Here is a 25,847-nt window from a genome sequence, read left to right on the forward strand (position 1 = left end):
AACGTCTACCCGGGTTGGGTAGGGTTTCCGAAGCACAATGGATACATCAGAAGGCGCATTCGACGATGCAGCCGAGATGCTGCGTGCGCAGACGACCTAGTTGAATGGGACAGTCGAACAGGACAGGCGAACATGAGCGGGCCGAACCCTCCAGATCCGGGACCTGACGGACCGGGGCCCGACAGCGTACCCGCTACCGGGCTCGACGACGGCCTGCACGCCGACGCGTCCGTCGACAGCGACCGGAGCAGCGCGACCCCTTTTTATCCCCAGGCTTACTCGGCGCCGGAATCTGAGCAGTTCACCGGCGGTCCTTTCGTGCCGATGGACCTCGATCTCTACGACTACGACAATTATGAGGAGATCGCGGAGGAACCCGCCCCGCCGCGTTGGCCATGGGTGGTGGGCGTGGCGGCCATCGTGGCGGCCGTCGCGCTGGTGGTGTCGGTATCGCTGCTGTTCGCCCGCACCGACACCAACAAGTTGGCCACGCCCGGTATCGCGCCCACCTCCACGCCGCCAATTCAGGACGAGATCACCGTCACCACCCCGCCACCGGCTCCGGCCCCATCACCGGCACCGCCGACCAGCCAGGCGCCCCCGCCGCCACCAGCAACCAGTGAGGAACCGCCGCCGCCACCGCCGCCGCCCACCAGTGAGGAACCACCGCCACCGCCGGCCACGACGGCGCCGCCGGCGACCACGACCGCAGCGGCCCCGCCACCGACACCCACGACCACACCGGCGGGTCCCAAGCAGGTCACCTATTCGGTGACCGGCACCAAGGCCCCATTTGACCAGATCACGATCACCTACACCGACGCTTCCGGGCAACGACGGGTCCAGCGCAACGCGTATATCCCGTGGTCGTTGACCCTCACCCCGATCTCGCAGTCCGATGTCGGCTTCGTGGAGGCGTCGAGCTTGCTGCGGTTGAGCAAACTCAATTGCACGATCACCTCCAGCGACGGCACGGTGTTGTCCGCCAACGAGAACAACGCCCCCCAGACGAGCTGCTGATGGCGCGTCAGCCTGGCTGGGCCATCCTGTCACCGATCCTCGTCGATCGCGTTCTGGTCGGACTGTGCACGGCAGTGTGGCTGGTGCTGATCGGCATGAGCGCCGCTGCCGTGGTCGCGTTGATGGACTTGGACCGGGGGTTTCACGAAGGGCAGGGCAACGGGCACACCTCGTCGTTGCTCTACGGCATCATCGTCATTTCCGTACTGATCATCCTGGCGGCCATTCCGTTGCTGCTGCGCGCTCGCCGGATGACAGCCGAACGGTCGTCGGCGGGGGTGGCGGCACGCAGCGTGATCGGCCAGCCGGCCGGATTCGGATATCCGTCGGCCCGCGTGTTCGACCAGCCCGCTCAAATCGCCCACATCGAGCGGCCGGCCACGCTGCGGCCCGCATTGCCCGACGCCGAGGTGAACCGCGTCTGGTTACGCGGCATTGTTTTCCTGCTGGGCCCGCTGGGCCTGGCGTTGGTCGGGGTAGCTACGGCAACCTACTTGATGGCGACCGGGCATCAGGGCGCGGCGTGGGTCATGTACCTGATCTCCGGGCTTATCACGGTGGCTCTGCCGGTTATCGTGTGGCGCCACGGTCGGTGGCTTAAAAACATGCTGTCCCGACGACCGCAGCGGACGTTTTAACCGTCGCGCTGCACTCGGCGCCGCGGGCGCGGACTCAGCGATCGGGCAGGTATTCGCCGTCGGTCGAACCGTTGCTGTCCTGACGCTCCCGCAGCGCAGTCAGAGCACGTTGTTCGCTGGCGTGCGCCGCCTCGCGCAGTGCCGCGTCTTCTGACACCGGATCGGCGCGCAGCAGGCTGCCGCTGCCCGGAGAACCGGCCGAGCCGAGTTTGTTCATCCGCTTGGGCACCGGGGCGCCCTGGTACTCGAGCGGCAGCGGGTGGCCGTGCTCGTCGACCGGACCGAGCGGTTGATGCAGCTCGATGTAGGCGCCATGGGGCAACCGCTTGATGATGCCGGTTTCGATGCCGTGCTCGAGCACCTCACGGTCGCTGCGCTGCAGCCCGATGCACCACCGATACGTGACGAAGTAGACGATCGGCGGCACCACCACCATGCCGATGCGCCCGATCCAGGTGGTCGCGTTGAGCGAGATGTGGAATTTGTAGGCGATGATGTCGTTCATTGCCGACAGCGTGAGCACCATGTAGAACCCGATCGCCATCGCACCGATTGCTGTGCGCACCGGGACGTCACGCGGCCGCTGCAGTAGGTTGTGGTGGGCGGAGTCGCCGCTGAATCGCTTCTCCAGGAACGGATAGACGATCAGCAGAACGAAGACCAGTCCCATGATCAGCGCCACCCAGACCGGGGCGGGAATCGTGTGATGGCCCGGGTAGAACTCCCAATCCGGCCAGATGCGAGCCAGGCCCTCGGTCCACATCATGTAAAAGTCCGGCTGTGAGCCCGCCGAGACCTGGGACGGCTTGTACGGCCCCAAGTTCCAGATCGGGTTGATCTGCAGCAGGCCACCCATCAGGCCCAGAATCGCGGTGGTCAGCGCGAAGAAGGCGCCGGACTTCACGGCGAACACCGGCATCACCCGCACGCCGACCACGTTGTGCTCGGTGCGGCCCGGTCCGGGGAACTGGGTGTGTTTCTGGAACCATACCAGCGCCAGATGCACCCCGATGAGCGCCAGGATGATCCCCGGTATCAGCAAGATGTGCAGCGAGTACATGCGCGGCACGATGTAACCCGCGGTGTCGCAGGTATATCCCACGCCCCCGCAGGGGAAATCGCCGCCGAACAGCGCCCAGTGCAGCCAGGTCCCGATCACCGGCATTCCCAAAGTGATCGACGACAGCGCCGCGCGCAGCCCGATCCCCGACAGCAGGTCGTCGGGCAGCGAGTAGCCGAAGTAGCCCTCGAACATCGCCAGTATCAGCAGGATGGAGCCGATGACCCAATTGGCCTCACGGGGCCGGCGGAACGCGCCGGTGAAGAAGATTCGCGCCAAGTGGACCATGATCGCGGCGGCGAACATCAGCGCCGCCCAGTGGTGGACTTGGCGCACGAACAGGCCGCCGCGCACCTCGAACGAGATGTCGAGCGCCGATTGATAGGCCTTCGACATCTCCACACCGCGTAACGGCTGGTAGGCGCCGTTGTAAGTGACCTCGTTCATCGACGGATCGAAGAACAGGGTCAAATACACACCGGTGATCAGCAGCACGACGAAGCTGTACAGCGCGATCTCGCCGAGCAGAAACGACCAGTGGGTCGGGAAGACCTTGTTGAGTTGTCGCCGCACGGCTGCCGCAGGGTGATAGCGGATGTCGATGTCGTGTGCTTGGCGAGCCAGGATATCGCCGATGTGCAGACTCATGACGTGCGCTCCCAGAATGCCGGTCCGACAGGTTCGATGAAGTTACCGTTGGCGACCAGATACCCTTCGCTGTCGATGGTGATCGGCAGCTGGGCCAATGCTCGTGCGGCCGGGCCAAAGATAGGCTTGGCGTAGACCAACGCGTCAAATTGCGATTGGTGGCACGGGCACAGGATTCGGTAAGACTGCTGTTCGAAAAGCGATGGCGGGCAGCCCAAATGCGAACACACCTTGGTGTAGGCGAACAGATCACCGAAGTTGAAGCTCTCCTGGCCCTTGCGCTTGACTACGCGGTGCATGTCGTTGGGCCGAATGCGGATGAGCATGACCGGGTTACGCACACCTTGCATGATTTCCCGATGCTTTTGCCGGGATTCCTCGGTGGTGCCGTCGCCGTCGGACTCCCGCCAGGGAAACACGGTCTCCATCCCGCCGGCGTCGATGTCTTCCGGGCGCATTTTGATCAACGGGGCCCCCACGTGTGATCCGGTGGCACGCGCCAGATAGATCGTTTCGCCTTCGTAGCGCGGTGTCCAACCCGAGGTCCACAGCACAGCCGTCTTGCCCTTGGAGGTCTGCACCACCGGTTTCCACGGATTTTTGATAAGTCCCCCGATAAACGCGACTAGCGTGCCGAGGCCGAACGTTCCCAGGGCCAGGCCCAGCGAAGCCCCGATGATCTTGCGGCGCCGCAATGTCGAGCCTTCGAAGGCATCCGTCAGGTTGGCCACGGCAGTCTTGCGGTCTATCTCAGGGGAGCCGGAGCCGGCGCCGTCGTGGCGTTCCTGGATCGAAATCTCTTCCGGAAGGAACTTTTTCTGGAACAGCACTGCGCCTACGGCGATGCACAGGATGGACAATCCGAAGGTGAGCCCGTAGAGCGGGGTGGTCAGCGAATACATGATGCTGCCTTTGGCGCCGGTCGGCTTGTACTCCCAGGGCCAGAACACGAAAACGAGCAACAGCGCCAGCCCGAAACCGCCGCCCAGCAAAAACCACGTCGCGACCCGGCGTTCGGCGCGTGCTTCGGCTCTGGTGCCTTCGACCTGCCAGCGGGGCTCTTTGAAGACGGTCTCGACGCCGTCGAGCCGACCGCCGAGGGCCACCAACTCCTCGCGTGACATCGCGTTGAGCTCGGTCTCGGTAGGTGCATCGCCCCTGTGTGCCCCGTCGTTCACGCTCGTGCCCCAATCCACAACGCCACGCCGATAACGGCGACCATTCCGATGATCCAGATGACCATGCCCTCGGAGGCGGGTCCGAAGCCGCCCAGCCCGTAGCCCCCCGGCTGACGTTCCTCGGTCACGGTTTTCACGTAGGCAATGATGTCTTTCTTCTCCTCCAGGGAGATCTGCCGGTTGGAGAACTTCGGCATGTTTTCCGGACCGGTCAGCATCGCGGTGAGAATCTGCTGCTCCTCGGCACCGCCGAGCTTCGGTGCGTAGGCACCCGAGGACAGCGCCCCACCCTTGCCGGTGAAGTTGTGACACGACGAGCAGTTGAGTCGGAACAGATCGCCGCCGCGGCCTACGTCGTTGCCGCGCAAGGATTTCTGGGCGAGGCTGCCGTCGGGGTTGCGGACCAGGGTGGGGCCGCCCCCGAAGGCTTGTACGTAGGCGCCCAGTGCGTCGATCTGTGCCGCGTCGAAAACCGGAGGTTTCGAGGGAGCTTGCGCCTCGCCGTCCATGGCGGGCATCCGGCCGGTGGACACCTGGAAGTAGACGGCCGCCTCTCCGACGCCGATCAGGCTCGGGCCGCGGTCGTGCACACCCTGCAGGTTGGCGCCGTGACAGGTCACGCAAGCGGTGTCGAACAACTCTTTGCCGGTGCGCAACAGCGCCGACGACGACTGGTCGGCGACCGCCACCTGCGGGGCCGGGGTCAGCACGGCCGCCAGCCCACCGGCTATGCCCAGCCCCGCCGACAGCAGCAATCCCGCCGACAACCGCCGGCGCAGCCGCCGCCGGGCAACGCCGCTGGTGGGCAACCACCGAGTCATTAACCGAGTCTTCAACCGAACGCTCCTGTTCGTCGGGCGGGGGGTCATCGGATGAAATAGATCGTGGCGAACAGCGCGATCCAGACGATGTCGACGAAGTGCCAGTAGTAGGAGACCACGATCGACGCGGTCGCTTGCGCGGGGGTGAACTTGCTCATCGTGGTGCGCACGATCAGGAAGATGAACGCGATCAATCCGCCCGTGACGTGGAGTCCGTGAAAGCCGGTGGTCAGATAGAACACCGTGCCGTAGGCGCTGCCCGGGATCGTGGTCCCGTGATCGATCAGGTGGTGGTACTCGTAGAGCTGTCCGATGATGAAGAACAAGCCCATGGCAAAAGTCAGGGCGTACCAGCGGCGCAGCCCGAACACATCGCCGCGCTCCGCGGCGAACACTCCCATCTGGCAGGTAAACGACGACGCGATCAGCACCAGCGTCACCGGGACAGCTTGGTACAGGTTCAGATGGGTGGGTTCGGGTGGCCAGTCGCCGCCGGCCAGAGCCCGCGCAGTGAAGTACATCGCGAACAGCCCGGCGAAGAACATGAGTTCGCTGGACAGCCAGACGATGGTACCGACGCTGACCATGTTGGGCCGGTTGAGCGAGTGCACTCGCGAGGTGATAGCAGTACCCGAAGACCCTACGGCGCTCGTCACGCCACTAAGTATGACGCTTTGTAGTTGTCGAACTCCAGCCGGGGCGGTATTTGGCAGGTGGGGACACCCGGGTAGCGGCCGTGGGACCATCAGCGGATGGCGAACTCACCGGCCGCCCCCGCCGATCGGACCCCTGCGACACCGACCTGGCCGCGGGTGCTGGCGGACCTGACGGCCGGGCGGAACCTGGCGCGCGGACAAGCCGGCTGGGCCATGGAGCAGATCATGACCGGGGTCGCGACACCGGCCCAGATCGCGGCTTTCGCGGTGGCATTGACGATGAAGGTCCCCACCGCGGCGGAGGTCGGCGAGCTGGCCGAGACGATGCTGCGGCACGCACGCCGGCTGCCTGCCGAGGTGATCGGCGCCGACACCGCGGACGTGGTGGGCACCGGCGGTGACGGGCTCAACACCGTCAACCTGTCCACGATGGCGGCGATCGTGGTGGCCGCCGCCGGCGTGCCGGTGGTCAAGCACGGCAACCGGGCAGCATCGTCGCTGGCCGGCGCCGCCGATGTGCTCGAGGCGCTCGGAGTGCGCATCGACCTGGAACCCGACCAAGTGGCACGCAGCGTTGCCGAGGTCGGGATCGGATTCTGCTTCGCGCCGCGGTTTCATCCCTCGTACCGGCACGCCGCAGCGGTGCGGCGCGAGATCGGTGTAGCGACCGTGTTCAATCTTCTCGGGCCGCTGACCAATCCCGGGGAGCCGCGGGCTGGCCTGGTCGGCTGCGCGTTTCCCGAGCTGGCCGAGGTGATGGCCGAAGCGTTCGCCGCCCGGCGCTCCAGTGTCTTGGTGGTGCACGGTGACGACGGGCTCGACGAGCTGACCACCACCACGACCAGCACGATCTGGCGGGTGCAGGCCGGCACGGTGGACAGGCTGACGTTCGATCCCGCCGGGTTCGGGTTCGCCCGGGCCGGTCTCGAGGACCTGTTGGGCGGCGACGCGGCGAGCAACGCGGCGGCGGCGCGGTCGGTGCTGGCCGGGGCGACGGGGCCGGTCCGCGACGCCGTGGTGCTCAACGCCGCCGGCGCGCTGGTAGCCCATGCGGGGTTATCCAGCCGCGCCGAATGGCTGCCGGCGTGGGAAGACGGTCTGCGCCGCGCCGCCGACGCGATCGACAGCGGTGCGGCCGAACAGCTGCTCGCGAGGTGGGTGCGGTTCGGTCAACAGCTCTGAGCCGTCCGCCGACGGCCCCGGCACCTGCTCGGCGGCCCTCCGCGCCGAGCGTGCCGCCCCGGCCCACGCCGCCCACCGGCCGGCGCCGCGCAGCGGCGATACCCAGCCCGCGCCGTCGTCAGTCTCGGCACAGCGCACGACGCGTACGCCCGGGGTCGCGAGCCAGCGGGCGATCAGCGCGGTCTCCTCGACCAACGCCCCGCCCAGCGGTGCGGCCTCCGGCAGGACTACTTGTGCCCCCGCCCGCAGGGCATCGACGACGGGCATCGGCGGAACGCCGCGGCCGGCGCTACCGGCCGCGGCGAGCCGGCCGTGCCGCACGACGGCGAGCTGCCAGCCGCCGCGTCCGTCCGGCGCGGCGGCCACCAGCTCGGGCAGCGCGGCCAGCGCCCGCAGGCGCTGGGACCGCCAGAGCATGTCGACCGCGGCCGCGGTGCGGTCGCGCAGCCGTGCGGCGGTCTCGTAGCGCTGCCGCTGCGCCAGCTCGGTGATCTGCTGGACCGCGGCGGCCAGCGCGCTGTCGTCGGTGCCATCGATCAACGCGGCCGCTTGCCGGGCCGTCGCGGCATACCGGGCGGCCGTCACACCGCGCTCCGCCGGACACGGCGAAATTTCGCGTGGCGGGCAGGCCGGCCCGTGCACAGCTGACCGGGCGAGCCGGGTGGTGCAGGTCCGCACCCCGGTGAACCGGGCGAGCAACGCCGCGGTGTCAGCGGCGTCGGCCCGGGAGCGAAACGGTCCGAGCGCACGCTGGTGCCGCGGCGCGCGCAGCACCGAGAACCGCGGGAACGCTTCGTCGGTCAACACCACCCACCACCACCGCTGCGGAAACCTCGACCGGCGGTTGTACGGCGGAGCGTGCGCGGCCAACAGTCGCAGTTCGCGCACGCCAGCTTCGAGTGCGTGCGCGCACTCGACGTGGTCGATGGTCTCGGCCAGCGCGACCATCTCATTGGTGCGGGGTCGCGGGTCGCTGCCGTTGAAGTACTGCGCGGCTCTGCGGCGCAAATCGGTCGCGGTGCCCACGTAGAGCACCTCACCGGCCGGCCCGCGGAACAGGTACACACCGGGCCGGCGGGGGAGCCGCTCGGCCAGCACGCGCTTACGGCGCTGGGCCGGCGAGACTCCGGGCAGATACGAGCGCAAATCCGCATAGGTGTGGATGCCCTGGTTGCCGACCCGTTCGATCAGCGCGTGCAGCACATCGACGGTGGCGCGGGCATCATCGAGCGCCCGGTGGCTGGGCTCGTTGGCGAGGGCGAACAGCCGGGCGAGCGCGGCCAGCCGCACACTCGGGGCTTCGTCGCGGCTGAGTACACGGCGGGCCAGCCGGACCGTGCACAGCACCGGCGGGCGGGGCCAGGTGATTGCGCACTGCTGGGCCGCCGCTCGGAGGAACCCGATATCGAACGAGGCGTTATGGGCCACCAACACGGCGCCCCGGGCGAATTCCAGGAACATCGGCAGTACCACCCCGATGGTGGGGGCATGGCACACCATGGCGGTGGTGATGCCGGTGAGTCGCACGATCTGTGGCGGGATGCTGCGCTGGGGATCCACCAGCGTCGCGAACTCGCCCAACACCAGCCCGCCGCGTACCTTGACCGCACCGATTTCTGTGATGGCGTCGGCGGGGGTTTCACCCATCGCGGTCGTGCGCCCGCCGGTGGTTTCCAGGTCGACGACGACGAAGGTGGTCTCGGCCAGCGGCAGGTCGTCGGCGCGTTCGGCGCGGTCGACGCCGGGCAGGCTCAGCTGCTCGGCGGCGGGCGCACCCATGGCCCGGATGTTAGGCGGGGGCACCGACACTGTCGGCTGAGCGGCCGACGACACGCCGGCGGCTCGAGGCGGCGGAGCAGTGGTGAGCGTTACGGCACCAGCACGATCGAGCCGACGGTTTTGCGTCCCTGCAGGTCGCGGTGGGCCTGCGCGGCGTCGGACAGCTGATAGCGCGCGCTCACCGTCACGTTGATCGAACCGCCTTCGATCTCGTCGAACACTTCCCCGGCCCGCCACGCGAACTCCTGGGCGGTGCGCGTGAAGTGCACCACCGAGGGCCGGGTCAAGTACACCGAGCCGGCGGCGTTGAGTCGCTGCGGGTCCACCGGCGGAACCGGTCCGCTGGCCGCGCCGAACAACGCCAGCGTGCCCCGCACGGCGAGGCTGGCCAGGCTGGCGTCGAAGGTGCTGGCGCCCACGCCGTCGTAGACCGCGGCCACCCCGGCGCCCCCGGTCACGTCGCGGATGCGTCGGCCGAAATCCGCGGGGTCCTCGCCGGGATAGTCCAGCACCTCGGTCGCGCCGGCCTGCCGGGACAGCTCGGCTTTGGCCGGCGTGGATACCGTCGTGATCACCCGCGCGCCCAGGCTGGTGGCCCACTGGGTCAGGATCAGGCCCACCCCGCCGGCTCCGGCGTGCACCAGCACTGTGTCCCCGGCCTGCACCGGATAAACCGACTTGAGCAGGTACTGGGCGGTGATCCCCTTCAGCAGCGCCGCCGCCGCCACTTCGAAATCCACTCCCGCCGGCAACCGGGCAACCAACTCTGCCGGCGCCGTGCAGAATTCGGCATAGGCCCCCGACGCCGCCCCGGTCACCACCCGGTCGTCGGGGTGTAGCCCGGTCACGCCCTCGCCGACGGCGCTCACCGTGCCGGCCACTTCGATGCCCATGACGAACGGCAGGTCGCGCGGGTACTGGCCGGAGCGGAAATAGGTATCGATGAAATTGACCCCGATCGCTTCGGCCCGGATCAGCACCTGCCCCGCGGCCGGAGCCGGCCGCGGCAGCTCCACGTAGCGCAGGACTTCGGGGCCACCGGTTTCGGCGACTACGACGGCATGCATGGCGACTATCATCCCGTGGGGTGCCCATGACGCTGGCCCGGCCCGACATTCGTCATCCGCGGATCGTGCTGGCCGGGCAATCCGGCGCGGCGCCCGCCGACGACGCGGGACTACTCGCCGCGTTGCGCCGGCGCGGGTTGCCCGCGCACTGGCTGGCATGGGACGACCTGGCCACCTTGCGCGCGGATCTGGTGATCGTGCGCGCGGCCGGTGCCGACCGGTCAGGCCAGTTCTTGGCCTGGACCAAACGGGTGCGCCACCTGCTCAACACTGCCGACGTCCTCGCGTGGAACACCGACCGCCGCTACCTGTTGGACCTGCAGCAGGCCGGGGTGCCGACCACTGCGGCCACGGCGGATGCGACGACGGCACTGGTGTTCCTCGGTGGTGCGCAGTCGCACGCGTTCACCCCGCAGACATCGGTGGAACCCGACTTCCAACTATGGGACATCGGTCGGGCCGCCCTGCGTGCCGCCGCCGAGCGCCTCGGCTTTGGGGTCGATCGGCTGCTGTATGCCCGCGCCGACGTCACCGATGATGCGCGGTTGGTCGGGCTGGACCTGGTGGCGCCGATACTGGGCTGGGGGCAGCTCGATGCCGCGTCGCGCGAGATCGCCGAACGGCAATTCGCGGTGTGCGTCGAATCAGCTTTGGAGCGGCTGGGGTTCGGTCCGTTCTCGCATCGACGCCCATAGCGCTGCCGTGGCCGCGGTGCACAGGACCGCACCGCCCACGTGCACGGCCACCAGGGCCGGAGGAACCCCGGTGAAGAACTGGACGGTGCCGACCACACCCTGCCCGGCCACCAGCACGACCAGCACGGCCAGTCTCAGCAGCACCGGCCTGGGGGCCGCCACGGCCAGCAGCCCGAACCCGAGCCCGACCAGTAGCGCCAGGTAGGTCGCCATCAGCGACGAGTGCAGGTGCGCCAGCGTGGTGATCTCGATCGTCAATCGCGGCACCGTCCGCACCGGGCTGGTGTCTCCGGCGTGCGGGCCCGCGGCGGTGACCAGTGTCCCGGTCACCAGCACCGCAGCCAGTGTCAGCGCGCTCAGCAGCGTGAGGCGGCGCAGCGGGGCGGCCACCAGGTCGCGGATGACGCCGTTGTCGGGTTCGCCGATCTTGACGTAGAGCAGCACCGCAAGCCACACCATCGTCATCGACGTCAGCAGGTGGATGGCCACCGTCCACCACAGCAGCCCGGTGCGCACGGTGATCCCGCCGATCACCGCCTGCAGCACGGTCGAGGCGGGCATCAGCCAGGCGTAGACCAGGACTTCCGTGCGGCGCCGGGCCCGGGTGACGGCGAGCACCGCTGCCGCGGCGGCAATGACCACGGCGACCGTGATCAATCGGTTGCCGAACTCGACGGCCTGGTGGATGAGCGGCACCTCGGCGACCGTCACCGGGGTGAAGCTGCCCGGGAAGCATTGCGGCCAGGTCGGGCAGCCCAGTCCCGACGCGGTGACGCGGACGACCGCGCCGGTGACGGCGATCCCGCCCTGGGTCACCACGACGATCGCGCCGATGATGCGCTGGGCTCGCACACCGGGCACCGGCAGCAGGTCCACCAGCCGCCGCAGGAACCGTCCAGTGAGCACCGCCCGATCGTAAGGCACGGTCAACTACGCCCTGTCGTAGATGGCGTCGTGGCCGGGAAGCCGACGCTATAGCGGTTGCGAGCGTGACGCTGGGGTGGCGATGGAGGTCGAGAGTGACGCCGGCGTCACGCTGGGGTTGAACGGGGCTCGGCTCAGGTGAAGCGAAACCAGCGCAGCGCGGCCACCGCGCCCAGCGCACCCCACCCGGCGAGCACCGCGACGCCGAACCAGTCGGCTGACACCGTCATCGCTTGCGACAGCGCCTCGGTCAGTGCGCCGGACGGAGTCAGCCGGGCGGCCCATCGAACCGTGGTGGGGATCATGTGGGTCCGCAGGCTCAGTGCGCCGAAGCCGGCGAACACGAACCACAGCAGGTTGGCGATCGCCAGCACGATCTCGGCGCGCAGCGTGCCGCCCAGCAGCAGGCCCAACGCGGCGAAAGCCGCCGTGCCCAGCGCGATGACGCCGGCGCCCCACGTCAGTGCGACCACGCCTGGGCGCCAGCCCAGCACGAAACCGATGGCGCCCACAATGATTGCCTGTAGGAAAACTACCGCCACCACCGCCAGCGACTTGCCTGCGATGATGCCCCACACCGGCAACGCGGTGGCACCCAGCCGTTTGAGGGCTCCATAGCGGCGGTCGAACGCCACGGCGATGGCCTGTCCGGTGAATGCGGTGGATATCACCGCCAGCGCCATAATGGCCGGGGCGAACGTGGCGGCGCGGTTATCGCCGAAGGACCCGAGCGGCAGCAGCGTCAGCCCGACCAGCAGCGTGATCGGGATGAACATGGTCAGCAGCAGCTGTTCGCCGTTGCGCAGCAGCAGTTTGAGCTCCAGCGCCGACTGAGCGGCCAGCATCCGCCACACCCTGTTCGGCCGCGGGTCGGGTTTGAACGTGCCCGCCGGGAACACCGCTCGGCTCATGACCGCAACTCCCGCCCGGTGAGATCCAAAAACACGTCCTCGAGGCTGCGATGTTCGACCCGCATGTCGGTTGCCAGCACGTCGATCTGGGCGCACCAGGCCGTCACCGTCGCCAGTAACTGCGGGTCCACCGGGCCTTCCACCAGGTACTCGCCCGGGGCCGTCTCGCTGGCCCGATAAGCCTCCGGGAGCGCCTTGAGCAGCAGCGACAGGTCAAGCCGGGGCGGGGCACTGAAGCGCAGCTGGTCTTTGGCGCCGGTGCGCATCAGCTCTGCCGGCGTGCCGGCGGCCACCGTGACCCCGTGGTCGATGATGACCAACCGGTCGGCAAGTTCCTCGGCCTCGTTGAGCTGGTGGGTGGTCAGCACCACCGTCACACCATCGCGGCGCAGCGCGCCGATCAACTCCCATACCAGCAGCCGGGCCTGGGCGTCCATCCCGGCGGTGGGCTCGTCGAGGAACACCAGCTCGGGGCGGCCGACCAGGGCGCACGCCAGCGCCAGCCGCTGTTGCTGTCCGCCGGACAGCCGCCGATAGGTGGTGCGTGCCACATCGGTGAGGCCCAAGGTGGTCAGCAGCCAGTCGGGATCGAGCGGGTTGGCGGCGTAGGCGGCGACCAGGTTGAGCATCTCGTCGGCGCGGGCAGCGGGGTAACCGCCGCCGCCCTGCAACATCACCCCGATGCGCTCCCGCAGCCGGGCATTGTCGGCGATGGGATCCAGCCCGAGTACCTCGATGGTGCCGGCATCGGGCCGGACGAAGCCTTCACACATCTCGACCGTCGTCGTTTTGCCGGCACCATTGGGTCCCAGCACGGCAAACACCTCGGCGGTCTGCACGTCGAGATCGAGATTGGCTACGGCCGTCACCGCCGAGGAGCCCGACCCGTACCGCTTGCACACCCCACGCAGCCGTACCGGAGGGTTCGAGGCGGCGCTCACGGGAATTCAGCGTAAGCGCCTGGCACGGTGCGCAGCCGGTGGGTCGCGGTGGCGCTCACCACATCCGGTGGCACCGAGGCGCAGATCGAATCTCCCTCGGTGCCGGGCGGTCGTCGCCAGGGCAGGCGAGTGTAGGTCAGCCCGATCAGCAGCAGCACAATGCACGTGCTCGCCAGGGTGGCGTCGATGATCTGGAACACCGCGAAGCGGTCGCCGTTGGCGGTCGGACCGAAAACGCCGACGATGATCGTCACCGCGATCGCTGCGATCCGGAAGCCCGGGCGGGTGGCCCAGGCGGCCAGCGGGATGATTGCCCACAGCAGATACCAGGGCTGCACCACCGGGAACAGCAGTACTGTGACGCCCAGCGCGACGCCGAGCCCCCCGACGGGGTGCAGCTGGCCGCGGAACACCAGCAGCAGCAGCCAGGCGACCATCACCGCGATGATCAGCACACCGATGCCGCGGGTCAGGGACAGCACCGCTGTCGTGTGATCGCCCAGGCCCAGCAGAATGCCCACCTGGCCGGTGCCCAGCGCCAGCAGTGTCGGCGGCGACATCCAGCTGCGTACCACGTTGGCGGTGCCCAGGGTGTAGATCCACCCGAAGCCGAGCCGACTGGCCGAGCCCACGATCCCCATCACCGCCAACGCCAGCCCGGCCATCAGTCCGCCGGCCAGCAGGAACGCGCGCACACTGCTGCCCCAGCGCCAGGCCAGGGCCATTGCGACGAATCCCAACGCGAGCAGCGACGGCAGCTTGACCTGCGAGGACAACGTGATCAGCACCGCGCCGCTCAGCAGTCGGCCCAGCGGCGCCCAGCTCCGCCAGTCGTGCCGCCGGCCCGCCGGGGGTACCAGTGGTCGTCGGGCATCCACCCCGCGTAGTGCGAATTCGGTGCCGGTCAGCATCAGACCGAGCATCAACGCCTCGTTGTGGATGCCGGCAACCAGATGCATCATCAGCAGCGGATTGGCGGCGCCGAGCCAGAGTGCGCTGACCTCGGCCACTCCGCAGCGCCGGGCCAGTCGTGGCGTCGCCCACACAATCAGGCCCACGCCGGCCAGCACCACCAACCGATGGAACAACACCGCGGCGACAACGTTCTCTCCGGTCAGCGCCGAGATCCCGCGGCCGACCCACAGGAACAGCGGCCCATACGGCGCCGGGGTCTCGCGCCACAGGCTGGGCACCGACAGCGTGAACACGTGGCCGAGCCCCAGCCCAGGGGCCGGACCGACCCGGTAGGGGTTGAGGCCGTCCCGGGAGATCTGGCTCTGGGCGAGGTAGGAGTAGACGTCCTTGCTGTACATCGGCGGGGCCACCAGCAGTGGGATCGCCCACAACAGCAGCGTGCGGTCCAGCACACCGCGCGACATGCGCCGCTCGCCCAGCGCGAACCTGCCCAGCATCAGCCAGGCAAGCGCCATCATCACCGCGCCGGTGGTGGTCATCGTCAACGACACCGTCTGCAGCCGCGACGGCAGGTTGAGCAGCCGCACCCCGAACGTGGGGTCCTGGACCACCGGGCGCGCCCCGGCGCCCAAAGCGCCGATCGCCATCACCACTGTGCCGGTCGCGCCGAACAGCCGAGTGCGGCGAACCGCGACCAGCTCGCCCTCGGTGAGTGGCGATCCAACGGCTTGTTCGTCGCCGTGCCAGCGGGCAATCGACGAACTGAGCGTGTGGTGGCGGGCGGCCATCAACGCAGCGTAACCGGCACCCGGGGGACACCGGCCGATTACCGGCTGGACCCGCAGGCGTAATTGCGTCACACTGGTGTTGTGAAATTCCGGCCCGATGTTGTGGGCGGCGAAGCGGCCGCCGCGGTGTCGACGCACGACGGCCACACCCGACGCGCGGTCGTGCGGTTGTTGCTGGAGTCCGGATCGATCACCGCCGGGCAGATCGGTGATCGCTTAGGCCTGTCCGCCGCGGGCGTGCGCCGTCATCTGGACGCGCTGATCGAGGCCGGTGAGGCGGAAGCCGTTCCGGCGGCGGCATGGCAGCAGGCGGGACGGGGTCGTCCGGCGAAGCGCTACCGGTTGACCGCCACCGGTCGCGGCAAGCTGGAGCACAGCTACGACGACCTGGCGTCGGCGGCGATGCGCCAACTGCGGGAAATCGGGGGGGAAGAGGCGGTCCGCAGGTTCGCCCGTCAGCGCATCGACGCGATCCTGGCCGGTGCAGCCGAGTCCGCCGCCGACGTGGAAGTCAAGGCCGACCGGGTCGCGGCGGCACTGACCAAGGCCGGCTACGTCGCCACTACCACGCGGGTACACGGTTGGATTGACGGTGTGCAGATCTGCCAGCATCATTGCCCGGTTTCTCATGTGGCCGAGGAATTCCCGGAGCTGTGCGAAACCGAGCTGCAGGCGATGTCCGACGTCCTCGGAACCCATGTGCAGCGCTTGGCAACGATCGTCAACGGCGACTGCGCCTGTACCACGCACGTCCCGCTGACCGCCACGACACCCGCACTTCGACGCCCAGCCGGAGTCGAAGCCACCACGAGCAAGCAAGGAGCGTCGTCATGACGACTACCCCCGAGATCACGCCGGCCGAGCGGTTGGCCAGGCAGGCCCTGTCGCAGGACGAGGCGATCGCGTCGCTGGGCCGCTACAGCTACGGCTGGGCCGACTCCGACGTGGCCGGCGCCAGCGCGCAACGCGGTTTGTCCGAGGCGGTGGTCCGTGACATCTCGGCCAAGAAGAACGAGCCGGAGTGGATGCTGGAGAACCGGCTGAAGGCGCTGCGTATCTTCGAGCGCAAACCGATGCCCACGTGGGGCTCCGACCTCGGGGGCATCGACTTCGACAACATCAAATACTTCGTGCGCTCCACCGAGAAGCAGGCCGCGACGTGGGATGACCTGCCGGAGGATATCCGGAATACCTACGACCGGCTGGGAATCCCCGAAGCCGAGAAGCAAAGACTGGTTGCCGGAGTAGCGGCCCAGTACGAAAGCGAGGTTGTCTACCACCAGATCAGAGAGGATTTAGAGGCCCAGGGAGTCATATTCTTGGACACCGATACCGGTTTGCGGGAGCACCCAGATATCTTCCGAGAATATTTCGGCACGGTCATTCCTGCGGGCGATAACAAGTTTTCTGCGTTGAACACCGCAGTGTGGAGTGGCGGGTGCCTGACAGCCGACGCGCGTATCAACGTCAAGGGCAAGGGCTTGGTGAGTATTGCCGACATCCAAGTCGGTGATGAAGTGTTCGGCCTCAACGTTGCGCGTGAACTTGAGCGGGGCAAGGTGTTGGCAAAGGTCGCGAGCGGCACTAAGCCTGTCTATGAAATGCAGGTTGGGGGTCGAACTCTCGAAGCGACTGGGAACCATCAATTCCTGGTGGCACGGCGAGTGCGAGAGGGCAAGCGAACGCGTTGGACGTCTGTGTGGGCGCCCTTGGACGACATCGCACCCGGTGAGCCGATCGCGATCGCTCGCGTTCTGCCCGATGACGGTGGAACCGTTTTCTTCCCCGAGCCCGAAACCTACATCAAGAATCATTCTCGGCAGCGTCTCGATTTTCCACACCAGAGCAGTATCGATCTGCTTTGGCTCTTCGGGTTATGGCTGGGCGATGGCCACACCGCTGCGCCACATGACCACATGCGGCAAGTCTCATTCTCGATCCCATCCGACGATCCGGTGTACCACACTGCCATTCGGGTACTGAGCGAAAAGTTCGGCACGAATGTCACACCGGTGGGTTGTGGATTCATCGTGAGTTCCAAAGCCTTCGGGACATGGCTTGAAGAACTTGGATTCGTCGGGCACGCGAAAACCAAACGGGTCCCTGCTTGGGTGCACAGCTTGCCGCATGAGCATCAGCTCGCCCTCATCGGTGGACTTGTCGACGCTGATGGTTGGACCGAAAAAAACGGTGCCACAATGTCGATCGAGCTTGCTAACCGTGAGCTGCTGGAGGACATCAGGCTGTTGGCGATCGGATGTGGTCTGTACGCCGACGGAAAACTGGTCGAGCGGTCGCGCACCGCGACGTTCAAAGATGGCCACACCGTGACGAGCACAAACTGGCGGCTTCGGATTCAGGGCAGCCTCGACCGGGTTGGTACCCGTTCCCCCAACAAGCGCGGAAAGCCGGCGGGCAAGGGAAGAGGTAAGCGGTACTGCGCCGCCACTGGACTGAATTTCTCGTCACTATCCACTGATACGGTCGGCTTCGCCCGTTTGAAGAGCAAGGCACTGGTGGGCGAGAAGCCGACCTACGACATCCAGGTCGTCGGACTTGAAAACTTCGTGGCCAATGGAATCGTGGCACACAACAGTTTCATCTACGTCCCGCCCGGTGTGCACGTCGACATCCCGCTGCAGGCCTACTTCCGGATCAACACCGAGAACATGGGCCAGTTCGAGCGGACGCTCATCATCGCCGACGAAGGGGCCTACGTGCACTATGTCGAGGGCTGCCTGCCGGCCGGCGAGCTCGTCACGACCGCCGACGGCGACTTGCGACCCATCGAATCGATCCGCGTCGGTGACTACGTCAGTGGCCACGACGGGCGGCCGCACCGCGTGAACGCTGTGCAAATGCGCGACCTCAACGGCGAGCTGTTCACCTTCACGCCTATGTCGCCTGCCAACAGGTTCTCGGTCACCGCCGAGCACCCGCTGCTAGTCATACCGCGCGATGAAGTGCTGGTAGCGCGTAAGCCCCGCAACGGGTGGCAGCCCGAGGTGAATTCTGCCAAACTGCGGGAGGCGGAGCCGCGCTGGATCCCGGCGAAGGAAGTCGCCGAGGGCGACTTCCTGGTCTATCCGAAACCGAAGCCTGTCCCGCACAAGACGGTTCTGCCGCTCGAGTTCGCGCGGCTTGCGGGCTACTACCTCGCCGAGGGTCATGCCTGTCTCACGAATGGCTGTGAGTCGCTGATCTTCTCGTTCCACAGCGATGAGTTCGAGAAGGTCGAGGATGTACGTCAAGCGTGCAAGTCGCTGTACGACAAGTCGGGTTCTGTATTGATCGAGGAGCACAAGCATTCGGCGCGCGTCACCGTCTACACGAAGGCGGGCTATGTCGCGATGCGCGACAACGTCGGCATCGGATCGTCGAACAAGAAACTGTCGGATCTCTTGATGCGCCAAGACGAGACGTTTTTGCGGGAGCTGGTCGAGGCCTATGTCAACGGCGACGGCAACGTCACCCGCCGCGGCGGTGCGCTGTGGAAGCGCGTACACACCACGTCGCGGGTCTGGGCGTTCCAGCTGCAGTCGATCCTTGCGCAGCTGGGCCACTACGCGACCGTCGAACTGCGTCGGCCCGGTGGCCCCGGCGTGATCATGGGCCGCAACATCGTTCGCAAGGACATCTACCAGGTCCAGTGGAACGAGGGCGGCCATGGACCGAAGCAGGCCCGCGATTGCGGGGATTACTTCGCCGTGCCGATCAAGAAGCGAGGGGTGCGCGAGGCGCACGAGCCGGTGTACAACCTCGATGTCGAAGAGCCTGACAGCTATCTCGCGTATGGCTTTGCGGTGCACAACTGCACTGCTCCTATCTACAAGTCGGACTCCCTGCACTCCGCGGTGGTGGAGATCATCGTCAAACCGCACGCCCGCGTGCGTTACACCACGATCCAGAACTGGTCGAACAACGTCTACAACCTGGTCACCAAGCGGGCCCGGGCCGAAGCCGGCGCCACCATGGAGTGGATCGACGGAAACATCGGCTCCAAGGTCACGATGAAATACCCGGCGGTGTGGATGACCGGCGAGCACGCCAGGGGCGAGGTGCTCTCGCTGGCGTTCGCCGGGGAGGGTCAGCACCAGGACGCCGGCGCCAAGATGCTGCACCTGGCACCGAACACGTCGAGCAACATCGTGTCCAAGTCGGTGGCCCGCGGCGGGGGCCGCACCTCTTACCGAGGCCTGGTCCAGGTCAACAAAGGTGCGCACGGCTCGCGTTCCAGCGTGAAATGCGATGCACTGCTGGTCGATACGATCAGCCGCAGCGACACCTATCCCTACGTCGACATCCGAGAAGATGACGTCACGATGGGCCACGAGGCCACCGTGTCCAAGGTCAGCGAGAACCAGCTGTTCTATTTGATGAGCCGCGGACTGACCGAGGACGAGGCGATGGCCATGGTGGTGCGCGGCTTCGTCGAGCCGATTGCCAAAGAGCTGCCCATGGAATACGCCTTGGAGCTCAACCGGCTGATCGAGTTGCAAATGGAGGGTGCGGTCGGATGACGGTCGCACTCAACAAGGGCGAGCTGTTCTCTTCTTTCGACGTCGACGCTTTCGAGGTTCCCGGGCATCGTGACGAGATCTGGCGGTTCACTCCATTGCGGCGGCTGCGCGGCCTCCACGATGGTTCGGCGCCCGCCACCGGCCGAGCCGGTGTCACCGTCGCCGAATGTCCCGGCGTGCGTGTCGAACAGGTGCGGCGCGGAGACAAGCGGCTCGGCGAAGCCGGTAAGCCCACTGATCGGGTTGCCGCGCAGGCATTTTCGTCATTCGATTCCGCGACGTTGGTCACTATTGACCGGGACACGCAGATCGCCCAGCCAGTCCGCATCAGGATCGACGGCCCCGGCGCGGGTGCGGTGGCCTACGGCCACCTGCAGATCCGGGTCGGGGAACTCGCCCAGGCCGTCGTTGTCATCGACCAGCGCGGTAGCGGAACCTACGCCGACAACGTCGAATTCGTCGTCGCCGACGCGGCGCGACTCACGGTGGTGTGGCTGGCGGATTGGGCGGACGACACCGTGCACGTGAGCATGCATCACGCCCGGTTGGGCAAAGATGCGGGATTGCGCCACACGACCGTGACCCTCGGTGGTGGTCTGGTTCGGATGTCGGCCAACGTGAGGTTCGCCGCTCCGGGAGGGAACACCGAGCTGTACGGTTTGTACTTCGCCGACGACGGCCAGCATCTGGAGTCGCGGTTGCTGGTCGACCACGCCTACCCCGACTGCAGATCAAATGCCCTCTATAAAGGTGCACTGCAAGGTGATCCGGAGTCAGACCGGCCCGAAGCGCACACCGTCTGGGTAGGCGACGTGCTGATCCGGGCGCAGGCCACCGGCACCGACACCTTCGAGGTGAACCGCAACTTGGTGCTTGCCGACGGGGCACGAGCCGACTCGGTGCCCAACCTGGAGATCGAGACCGGCGAGATCCTCGGCGCCGGGCATGCCAGCGCCACCGGGCGATTCGACGACGAGCAACTTTTCTACCTGTGCTCTCGTGGGATTCCCGAAGAGCAGGCTCGCCGGCTGGTAGTGCGGGGTTTCTTCGCCGAGGTCATCGCCAAGATCGAGGTACCCGAGGTGCGGGATCGCCTGAGTGCAGCGATCGAACACGAACTAGCCATCACAGAGAAGGCAACAGCTTCATGACCGTACTGGAAATCAAAGATCTGCACGTCAGTGTCACCGACCCGTCGGAGCCCGAGCGTGATATTCCTATTCTCAACGGCGTCAACCTGGTAGTGCGCTCGGGGGAGACCCACGCGTTGATGGGTCCCAACGGCTCGGGGAAGTCCACTCTGTCCTACGCCATCGCCGGTCACCCGAAATACCGGGTGAGCTCAGGGTCGATCACACTCGACGGTGCGGACGTCTTGGACATGAGCGTAGATGAACGTGCCCGAGCCGGACTGTTTTTGGCGATGCAGTATCCCATCGAGGTTCCGGGTGTGTCGATGTCGAACTTCCTGCGCAGCGCAGCGACGGCGGTGCGCGGCGAGACGCCGAAGCTGCGGCATTGGGTCAAAGAAGTCAAGGTCGCGATGGAGGCCCTCGACATAGATCAGTCCTTCGCAGAACGCAGTGTCAACGAAGGATTCTCCGGAGGCGAGAAAAAGCGCCACGAGATCCTGCAACTGCAATTGCTCAAACCCAAGATCGCGATCCTCGACGAGACGGACTCGGGCCTGGACGTCGACGCGCTGCGGGTGGTCAGCGAGGGGGTCAACCGTTATGCCGAGTCCGAGCACGGCGGGATCCTGTTGATCACCCACTACACGCGGATCCTGCGCTATATTCAGCCGCAATTCGTACACGTGCTCGTCGACGGGCGGATCATCGAATCGGGTGGTCCGGAGCTGGCCGACGAACTCGAGGAACGCGGCTACACTCGCTTCTCCGAAACGGCAGCTGCCGGATCTTAGCGATGGACACCACGTTAGCAGGACGACCGCTGCTCGATCTCGCGGCGATCCGCGCTGATTTTCCAATCCTGCAACGGGTTATGCGAGGAGGAAAGCAGCTGGCCTATCTGGATTCCGGCGCCACCTCACAGCGGCCGGTGCAGGTGCTCGACGCCGAGCGAGAATTCCTGATCACCTCCAACGGCGCGGTGCACCGGGGTGCGCACCAGCTGATGGAAGAGGCCAGTGACGCCTACGAGCAGGGTCGCGCCGACATCGCCAGGTTCGTCGGAGCCGACCTCGACGAGCTGGTGTTCACCAAGAACGCTACCGAAGCGCTCAACCTGGTGTCTTACGTACTGGGCGACAATCACTTCGAGCGAGCGGTCGGCCCGGGAGACGTCATCGTCACCACCGAGCTCGAACACCACGCCAACCTGATTCCGTGGCAGCAGCTCGCCCGGCGCACGGGCGCCACATTGCGCTGGTACGAGGTGAGGCGCGACGGGCCGGACGCCGGCTGCATCGACCTGGATTCCCTGCAGCTGGACAAGAACGTCAAAATCGTTGCCTTCAGCCATCATTCGAACGTCACCGGTGCGTTGGCACCAGTTGCCGAACTGGTCGGCCGAGCACACGAGGCAGGTGCGCTCACGGTGCTCGACGCCTGCCAATCGGTACCGCACCGGCCGGTGGATCTGCATGAACTCGGAGTCGATTTCGCAACTTTTTCCGGTCACAAAATGCTAGGCCCCAACGGGATTGGTGTGTTGTACGGTCGGCGGGAGCTGCTGTCGGCGCTGCCTCCGTTTCTCACCGGCGGCTCGATGATCGAGACGGTCACGATGGAGGCAAGCACCTTTGCCCCCGCCCCGCAGCGCTTCGAGGCCGGTACCCCGATGACCTCACAGGTCGTCGGGTTAGCCGCGGCTGCGCGTTATCTCAGCGCAATCGGCATGGCGGCCGTGGAAAACCATGAACGTGAGCTGGTTGCGGCCGCGATCGACGGACTGTCCGGGATCGAGGGCGTGCGGATCATTGGGCCGACATCGATGGAAAACCGGGGTTCGCCGGTGTCGTTCGTCGTGTCCGGGGTGCATGCGCACGACGTCGGGCAGGTTCTCGATGACGACGGCGTCGCCGTGCGAGTCGGGCATCATTGCGCGATGCCGCTGCATCGGCGGTTCGGGCTGGCGGCCTCGGTGCGAGCGTCGTTCGCGGTGTACAACACGATCGAAGAGGTGGACCGGCTGGTGGCCGGCGTGCAGCGCGCCGTGGACTTCTTCACAGGAGGCTGACCCGTGCGGCTGGAACAAATTTATCAGGACGTCATTCTCGATCACTACAAGCATCCCCAGCATCGCGGGCTGCGTGAGCCATTCGGCGCCCAAGTCCACCACGTCAACCCGGTATGCGGCGACGAGATCACTTTGCGGGTGGCATTGGCCGACGACGGCGAGCACATCGCGGACGTCTCCTATGACGGTCAGGGATGTTCGATCAGCCAGGCGGCCACCTCCGTGCTGACCGAGCAGGTGATCGGTCACAGTGTGGACGAGGCACTCACCATCGTCGCGGCGTTCACCGAAATGGTGTCCTCGCGGGGCACTGTCGAAGGCAGCGAGGACATCCTGGGCGACGGCATCGCGTTCGCCGGGGTGGCCAAATATCCCGCCAGGGTGAAGTGCGCACTGCTGGGCTGGATGGCATTCAAAGACGCACTGGCGCAGGCGACCGAACGCTTCGAGGAGGTCAAGGATGAGCGACACCGCCGCATCGGATGACGCATTGCTGGCCGACGTCGAGGAGGCGATGCGCGACGTGGTCGACCCCGAACTGGGCATCAACGTCGTCGACCTGGGACTCGTTTATGGGTTGAGCCTGGAAGAGGGCGAGGAGGGCACCGTCGCGCTGATCGACATGACGCTGACGTCGCCGGCCTGTCCGCTGACCGACGTGATCGAAGACCAGTCGCGTGCCGCGCTGATCGGCACCGGTCTGGTCGACGAGCTGCGGATCAACTGGGTGTGGAACCCGCCGTGGGGCCCGGACAAGATCACCGACGACGGTCGTGACCAGCTGCGCGCGCTCGGGTTCACCGTGTAACAGGCACCGCTTGGCCCGGCACATCATCCCGGTTCTTCGTTGAACACCAAGACACGTCTCGAATCAATTGGCTTTCTGATGGTATCTGGCTTCCCGCCACTCCCGTTCAAACGGCAACCGCCACGCATTGGGCGCGATCAATTGGTGAATTGCGTTGGGGCCCCATGTGCCGGGCTGATACATCTTGACCGGCGGCGGATCGGCGAGCAGTTCCTTCGAACGCTCCCATAATGATTCGATGCCCTCGGCAGTGGTGAACAGGGTGTGGTCACCGCGCATTGCATCGAGGATGAGACGTTCGTAGGCTTCAAGCACGTCGGCAACGGTGTCGATTTCTTGCGAGGAGAACTGCATGGACAATTTGTCGAGTTTCATGCCGGGTCCGGGTCGCTTGCCATAGAAGGATAACGACACCTTCGAGTTATCGGCGAGGTCGAAGGTGAGGTGGTCGGGACCTTGCGTTCCGACCCCTGAGCCGGGCGGGAACATCGTTCGCGGCGCCTCTTTGAAGGCGATCGAGATAATGCGGATCCCCTCGGCCATCCGCTTGCCGGTGCGAAGATAGATAGGTACGCCGGCCCAACGCCAGTTGTCGATGCCGATCTTAAGCGCGATGAACGTCTCGGTATCAGAATCTTTTGCCACTCCCGCCTCGTTGCGGTAGCCGTTATATTGGCCGCGCACCACATCGGTGGGCTTGACCGGCAACATCGACCGGAACACCTTGTCCTTCTCTTCACTGATAGCGCGCGGTTCGAGTGCCGTCGGCGGTTCCATCACCACGAACGCCATTACTTGGAACAGGTGTGTCACGACCATGTCTTTGTAAGCGCCGGTGCTTTCGTAGAAGTTCGCCCGCTCGCCCAAGCCGAGGGTCTCGGGTATGTCGATCTGAATGTGGTCGATGAAGTTGCGGTTCCAGATCGGTTCAAAAAGACCGTTGGCGAAGCGAAAAGCCAGAATATTCTGCGCCGCTTCTTTGCCCAGAAAGTGGTCGATACGGAAAATCTGACTCTCGTCGAACGTTTCGTGCAAGAAGTTGTTAAGCGCAACCGCACTTGCAAGATCGGTACCGAACGGTTTTTCCAGCACCACGCAAGAGCGCTCGATGAGGCCGGCCTCACGCAATAGTGTGATGACAGAGCGCGCAGCATTCGGGGGGACCGACAAGTAATGTAGACGCCGAATATCGGGTCCCAGATGGGACTCGGCTTCAGCGACTGCCGCGGCGAGCGCTTCGGGTCCGGCGCTCTGCGGCACGTAACGCACGGTCTTGGCGAAGTTGGCCCATTGGTCGGGAGTGAGTTTGTGGACACCGAACGAGTCGATCGCAGATTTGGCCAGGTTCAAGAATTCGTCGTCACTCAGATCTTCCAACGACGTCGCAACGATTTCGATGTCGGGGGCGAAACTAGACTGGTTCAAATAGGCCAATCCGGGGATCAGTTTTCGTTTGGCCAGATCGCCCGTGGCACCGAAGAGGACAATGACATGGGGATCGGGCGGCTCGATATCCAGGCGATGTCTGCGTTGATCAGGTGCCGGGTAAGAGATCGTCACTCTCGTGATATTATTACAATTGTTCGGCAGCCGAGGCGATTAACCTCGATTTTTCACATGGCCTGGCGGGGTTGCTCGGAGCCGGTTGCTGGCCGGCTGGTGGGTGTCGATTGTGGCAGGTGGGTGTGACGGATCGTCCGGTGTCGCTCCGGTGGGGCGGGCTTTCCTAAGGCCGGTGGGTCTTTCGTCTCGTCGGGACAGGGGACCGCGGTTTAGGTGAATGCGGCGCGGATGCGGGTCCAGGCGGTGGCTATCGCCTGTGCCCAGCGCCAGGTGGCGTCTATGCGGAGCCGTCGGTGGCGGGCGCCGCGGGTGAGGCGGGCGGCGACGTGCAGCACCCGGTAGCGGAAGGTGTCGATCTCGCAGCGCGCCAGCTCGGGCTGCTCAGTGAACCCGATGAGTTTGGCCCAGGCGATCAGATCGGTTGCGGCCATGATGATTTGCAGCCAGGCCGCGTTGGCGGCAAACGAGTGAAACGGTAGGTTACGCAGGCCGGTGGCCTTGGCTTGGCGGATGCGGTCTTCCACGCGGGCGT

Annotated in this window: 22 protein-coding genes and 1 pseudogene; 11 read left to right on the forward strand and 12 right to left on the reverse strand. The window is 66.1% G+C overall.

Translation table 11 applies throughout. The annotated features are described in order from the left end of the window. Positions 1-132: 132 nt before the first annotated feature. Positions 133-1,020 carry an MmpS family transport accessory protein gene (locus F6Q13_RS03420; RefSeq protein WP_293052238.1) on the forward strand — a complete coding sequence of 296 codons (888 nt, stop codon included), beginning with the start codon at positions 133-135 and terminating at the stop codon, positions 1,018-1,020. Continuing rightward, positions 1,020-1,658 carry a DUF2561 family protein gene (locus F6Q13_RS03425; RefSeq protein WP_293052240.1) on the forward strand — a complete coding sequence of 213 codons (639 nt, stop codon included), beginning with the start codon at positions 1,020-1,022 and terminating at the stop codon, positions 1,656-1,658. Before F6Q13_RS03420 ends, F6Q13_RS03425 begins: the two co-directional genes overlap by 1 nt. 34 nt (positions 1,659-1,692) lie before the next feature. On the opposite strand, the gene F6Q13_RS03430 is transcribed toward F6Q13_RS03425, so the two are convergent. Genes F6Q13_RS03430 through F6Q13_RS03445 form a run of 4 tightly spaced genes read right to left on the reverse strand, consistent with a single transcriptional unit; the run spans position 1,693 to position 6,021 of the window. After that, the gene (locus F6Q13_RS03430) at positions 1,693-3,366 is read right to left on the reverse strand and encodes a cytochrome bc complex cytochrome b subunit (protein ID WP_293052242.1); all 1,674 of its coding nucleotides are present in this window, start codon (positions 3,364-3,366) and stop codon (positions 1,693-1,695) included. Beyond that, positions 3,363-4,544, reverse strand: a complete 1,182-nt coding sequence (locus F6Q13_RS03435) for a ubiquinol-cytochrome c reductase iron-sulfur subunit (RefSeq protein ID WP_293052245.1) — start codon at positions 4,542-4,544, stop codon at positions 3,363-3,365. Before F6Q13_RS03435 ends, F6Q13_RS03430 begins: the two co-directional genes overlap by 4 nt. Next, positions 4,541-5,365 (reverse strand): cytochrome c, encoded by an 825-nt coding sequence (locus tag F6Q13_RS03440; protein WP_293052248.1) that lies wholly within the window; start codon positions 5,363-5,365, stop codon positions 4,541-4,543. Before F6Q13_RS03440 ends, F6Q13_RS03435 begins: the two co-directional genes overlap by 4 nt. A gap of 44 nt (positions 5,366-5,409) precedes the next feature. Further along, positions 5,410-6,021 (reverse strand): heme-copper oxidase subunit III, encoded by a 612-nt coding sequence (locus F6Q13_RS03445; protein WP_293052251.1) that lies wholly within the window; start codon positions 6,019-6,021, stop codon positions 5,410-5,412. A 96-nt stretch (positions 6,022-6,117) separates the two neighbouring features. Between F6Q13_RS03445 and trpD the strand changes: the two genes are divergently transcribed. Beyond that, entirely contained in the window at positions 6,118-7,203 is a 1,086-nt protein-coding gene (gene trpD / locus F6Q13_RS03450; RefSeq protein WP_293052254.1) for an anthranilate phosphoribosyltransferase, read from the forward strand. Here the strand turns inward: trpD and F6Q13_RS03455 are convergent. Further along, positions 7,141-8,982 (reverse strand): annotated as a pseudogene (locus F6Q13_RS03455) (DEDD exonuclease domain-containing protein); the annotation flags it as partial. The gene trpD and the pseudogene F6Q13_RS03455 overlap by 63 nt on opposite strands. Before the next feature lie 89 nt (positions 8,983-9,071). Beyond that, positions 9,072-10,049 carry a quinone oxidoreductase gene (locus F6Q13_RS03460; protein WP_293052257.1) on the reverse strand — a complete coding sequence of 326 codons (978 nt, stop codon included), beginning with the start codon at positions 10,047-10,049 and terminating at the stop codon, positions 9,072-9,074. A gap of 26 nt (positions 10,050-10,075) precedes the next feature. Between F6Q13_RS03460 and F6Q13_RS03465 the strand changes: the two genes are divergently transcribed. Beyond that, positions 10,076-10,744, forward strand: coding sequence for a hypothetical protein (locus F6Q13_RS03465; protein WP_293052313.1), 669 nt, complete (start codon positions 10,076-10,078; stop codon positions 10,742-10,744). On the opposite strand, the gene F6Q13_RS03470 is transcribed toward F6Q13_RS03465, so the two are convergent. The 4 genes from F6Q13_RS03470 to mptB form a co-directional block, all read right to left on the reverse strand. Continuing rightward, the gene (locus tag F6Q13_RS03470; protein WP_293052315.1) at positions 10,694-11,623 is read right to left on the reverse strand and encodes a heme A synthase; all 930 of its coding nucleotides are present in this window, start codon (positions 11,621-11,623) and stop codon (positions 10,694-10,696) included. The genes F6Q13_RS03465 and F6Q13_RS03470 overlap by 51 nt on opposite strands. A gap of 179 nt (positions 11,624-11,802) precedes the next feature. Then, on the reverse strand, positions 11,803-12,579 hold the full coding sequence (locus F6Q13_RS03475) for an ABC transporter permease (RefSeq protein ID WP_293052262.1): 777 nt from the start codon (positions 12,577-12,579) through the stop codon (positions 11,803-11,805). After that, positions 12,576-13,520: an ABC transporter ATP-binding protein gene (locus F6Q13_RS03480; protein ID WP_293052265.1), complete on the reverse strand. Its 945-nt coding sequence runs from the start codon at positions 13,518-13,520 to the stop codon at positions 12,576-12,578. The genes F6Q13_RS03475 and F6Q13_RS03480 overlap by 4 nt, the downstream gene beginning before the upstream one ends. Next, a complete protein-coding gene (mptB, locus tag F6Q13_RS03485) occupies positions 13,517-15,223 on the reverse strand; it encodes a polyprenol phosphomannose-dependent alpha 1,6 mannosyltransferase MptB (RefSeq protein WP_293052268.1) in 1,707 nt (568 codons plus the stop codon). The genes F6Q13_RS03480 and mptB overlap by 4 nt, the downstream gene beginning before the upstream one ends. Positions 15,224-15,304: 81 nt before the next feature. On the opposite strand from mptB, the gene F6Q13_RS03490 reads away from it, so the two are divergent. The 7 genes from F6Q13_RS03490 to F6Q13_RS03520 are packed head-to-tail and all read left to right on the forward strand — an operon-like array spanning position 15,305 to position 23,752. Next, positions 15,305-16,057, forward strand: a complete 753-nt coding sequence (locus tag F6Q13_RS03490; protein WP_293052271.1) for a metalloregulator ArsR/SmtB family transcription factor — start codon at positions 15,305-15,307, stop codon at positions 16,055-16,057. Then, on the forward strand, positions 16,054-19,743 hold the full coding sequence (gene sufB / locus F6Q13_RS03495) for a Fe-S cluster assembly protein SufB (RefSeq protein ID WP_293052274.1): 3,690 nt from the start codon (positions 16,054-16,056) through the stop codon (positions 19,741-19,743). The genes F6Q13_RS03490 and sufB overlap by 4 nt, the downstream gene beginning before the upstream one ends. Beyond that, complete coding sequence (sufD, locus tag F6Q13_RS03500) at positions 19,740-20,894, forward strand: Fe-S cluster assembly protein SufD (protein ID WP_293052277.1); 1,155 nt, start codon at positions 19,740-19,742, stop codon at positions 20,892-20,894. The genes sufB and sufD overlap by 4 nt, the downstream gene beginning before the upstream one ends. Further along, entirely contained in the window at positions 20,891-21,667 is a 777-nt protein-coding gene (sufC, locus tag F6Q13_RS03505; RefSeq protein WP_293052280.1) for a Fe-S cluster assembly ATPase SufC, read from the forward strand. Before sufD ends, sufC begins: the two co-directional genes overlap by 4 nt. A gap of 2 nt (positions 21,668-21,669) precedes the next feature. Beyond that, on the forward strand, positions 21,670-22,944 hold the full coding sequence (locus F6Q13_RS03510; protein ID WP_293052282.1) for a cysteine desulfurase: 1,275 nt from the start codon (positions 21,670-21,672) through the stop codon (positions 22,942-22,944). A 3-nt stretch (positions 22,945-22,947) separates the two neighbouring features. Further along, the gene (gene sufU, locus F6Q13_RS03515; RefSeq protein ID WP_293052285.1) at positions 22,948-23,430 is read left to right on the forward strand and encodes a Fe-S cluster assembly sulfur transfer protein SufU; all 483 of its coding nucleotides are present in this window, start codon (positions 22,948-22,950) and stop codon (positions 23,428-23,430) included. Beyond that, positions 23,405-23,752, forward strand: a complete 348-nt coding sequence (locus F6Q13_RS03520) for a metal-sulfur cluster assembly factor (protein WP_293052288.1) — start codon at positions 23,405-23,407, stop codon at positions 23,750-23,752. The genes sufU and F6Q13_RS03520 overlap by 26 nt, the downstream gene beginning before the upstream one ends. Positions 23,753-23,815: 63 nt before the next feature. Here F6Q13_RS03520 and zwf read toward each other — a convergent pair whose 3' ends face one another. Together zwf and F6Q13_RS03530 are read right to left on the reverse strand one after the other, a co-directional pair. After that, positions 23,816-25,312 carry a glucose-6-phosphate dehydrogenase gene (zwf, locus tag F6Q13_RS03525; RefSeq protein ID WP_293052291.1) on the reverse strand — a complete coding sequence of 499 codons (1,497 nt, stop codon included), beginning with the start codon at positions 25,310-25,312 and terminating at the stop codon, positions 23,816-23,818. 212 nt (positions 25,313-25,524) lie between these two features. After that, the coding region (locus F6Q13_RS03530; RefSeq protein WP_293052294.1) for a transposase at positions 25,525-25,847 on the reverse strand (323 nt) is incomplete at its 5' end.

Source organism: Mycobacterium sp. (assembly GCF_008709575.1).
In the GTDB taxonomy this organism is placed as follows: Bacteria; Actinomycetota; Actinomycetes; order Mycobacteriales; family Mycobacteriaceae; genus Mycobacterium.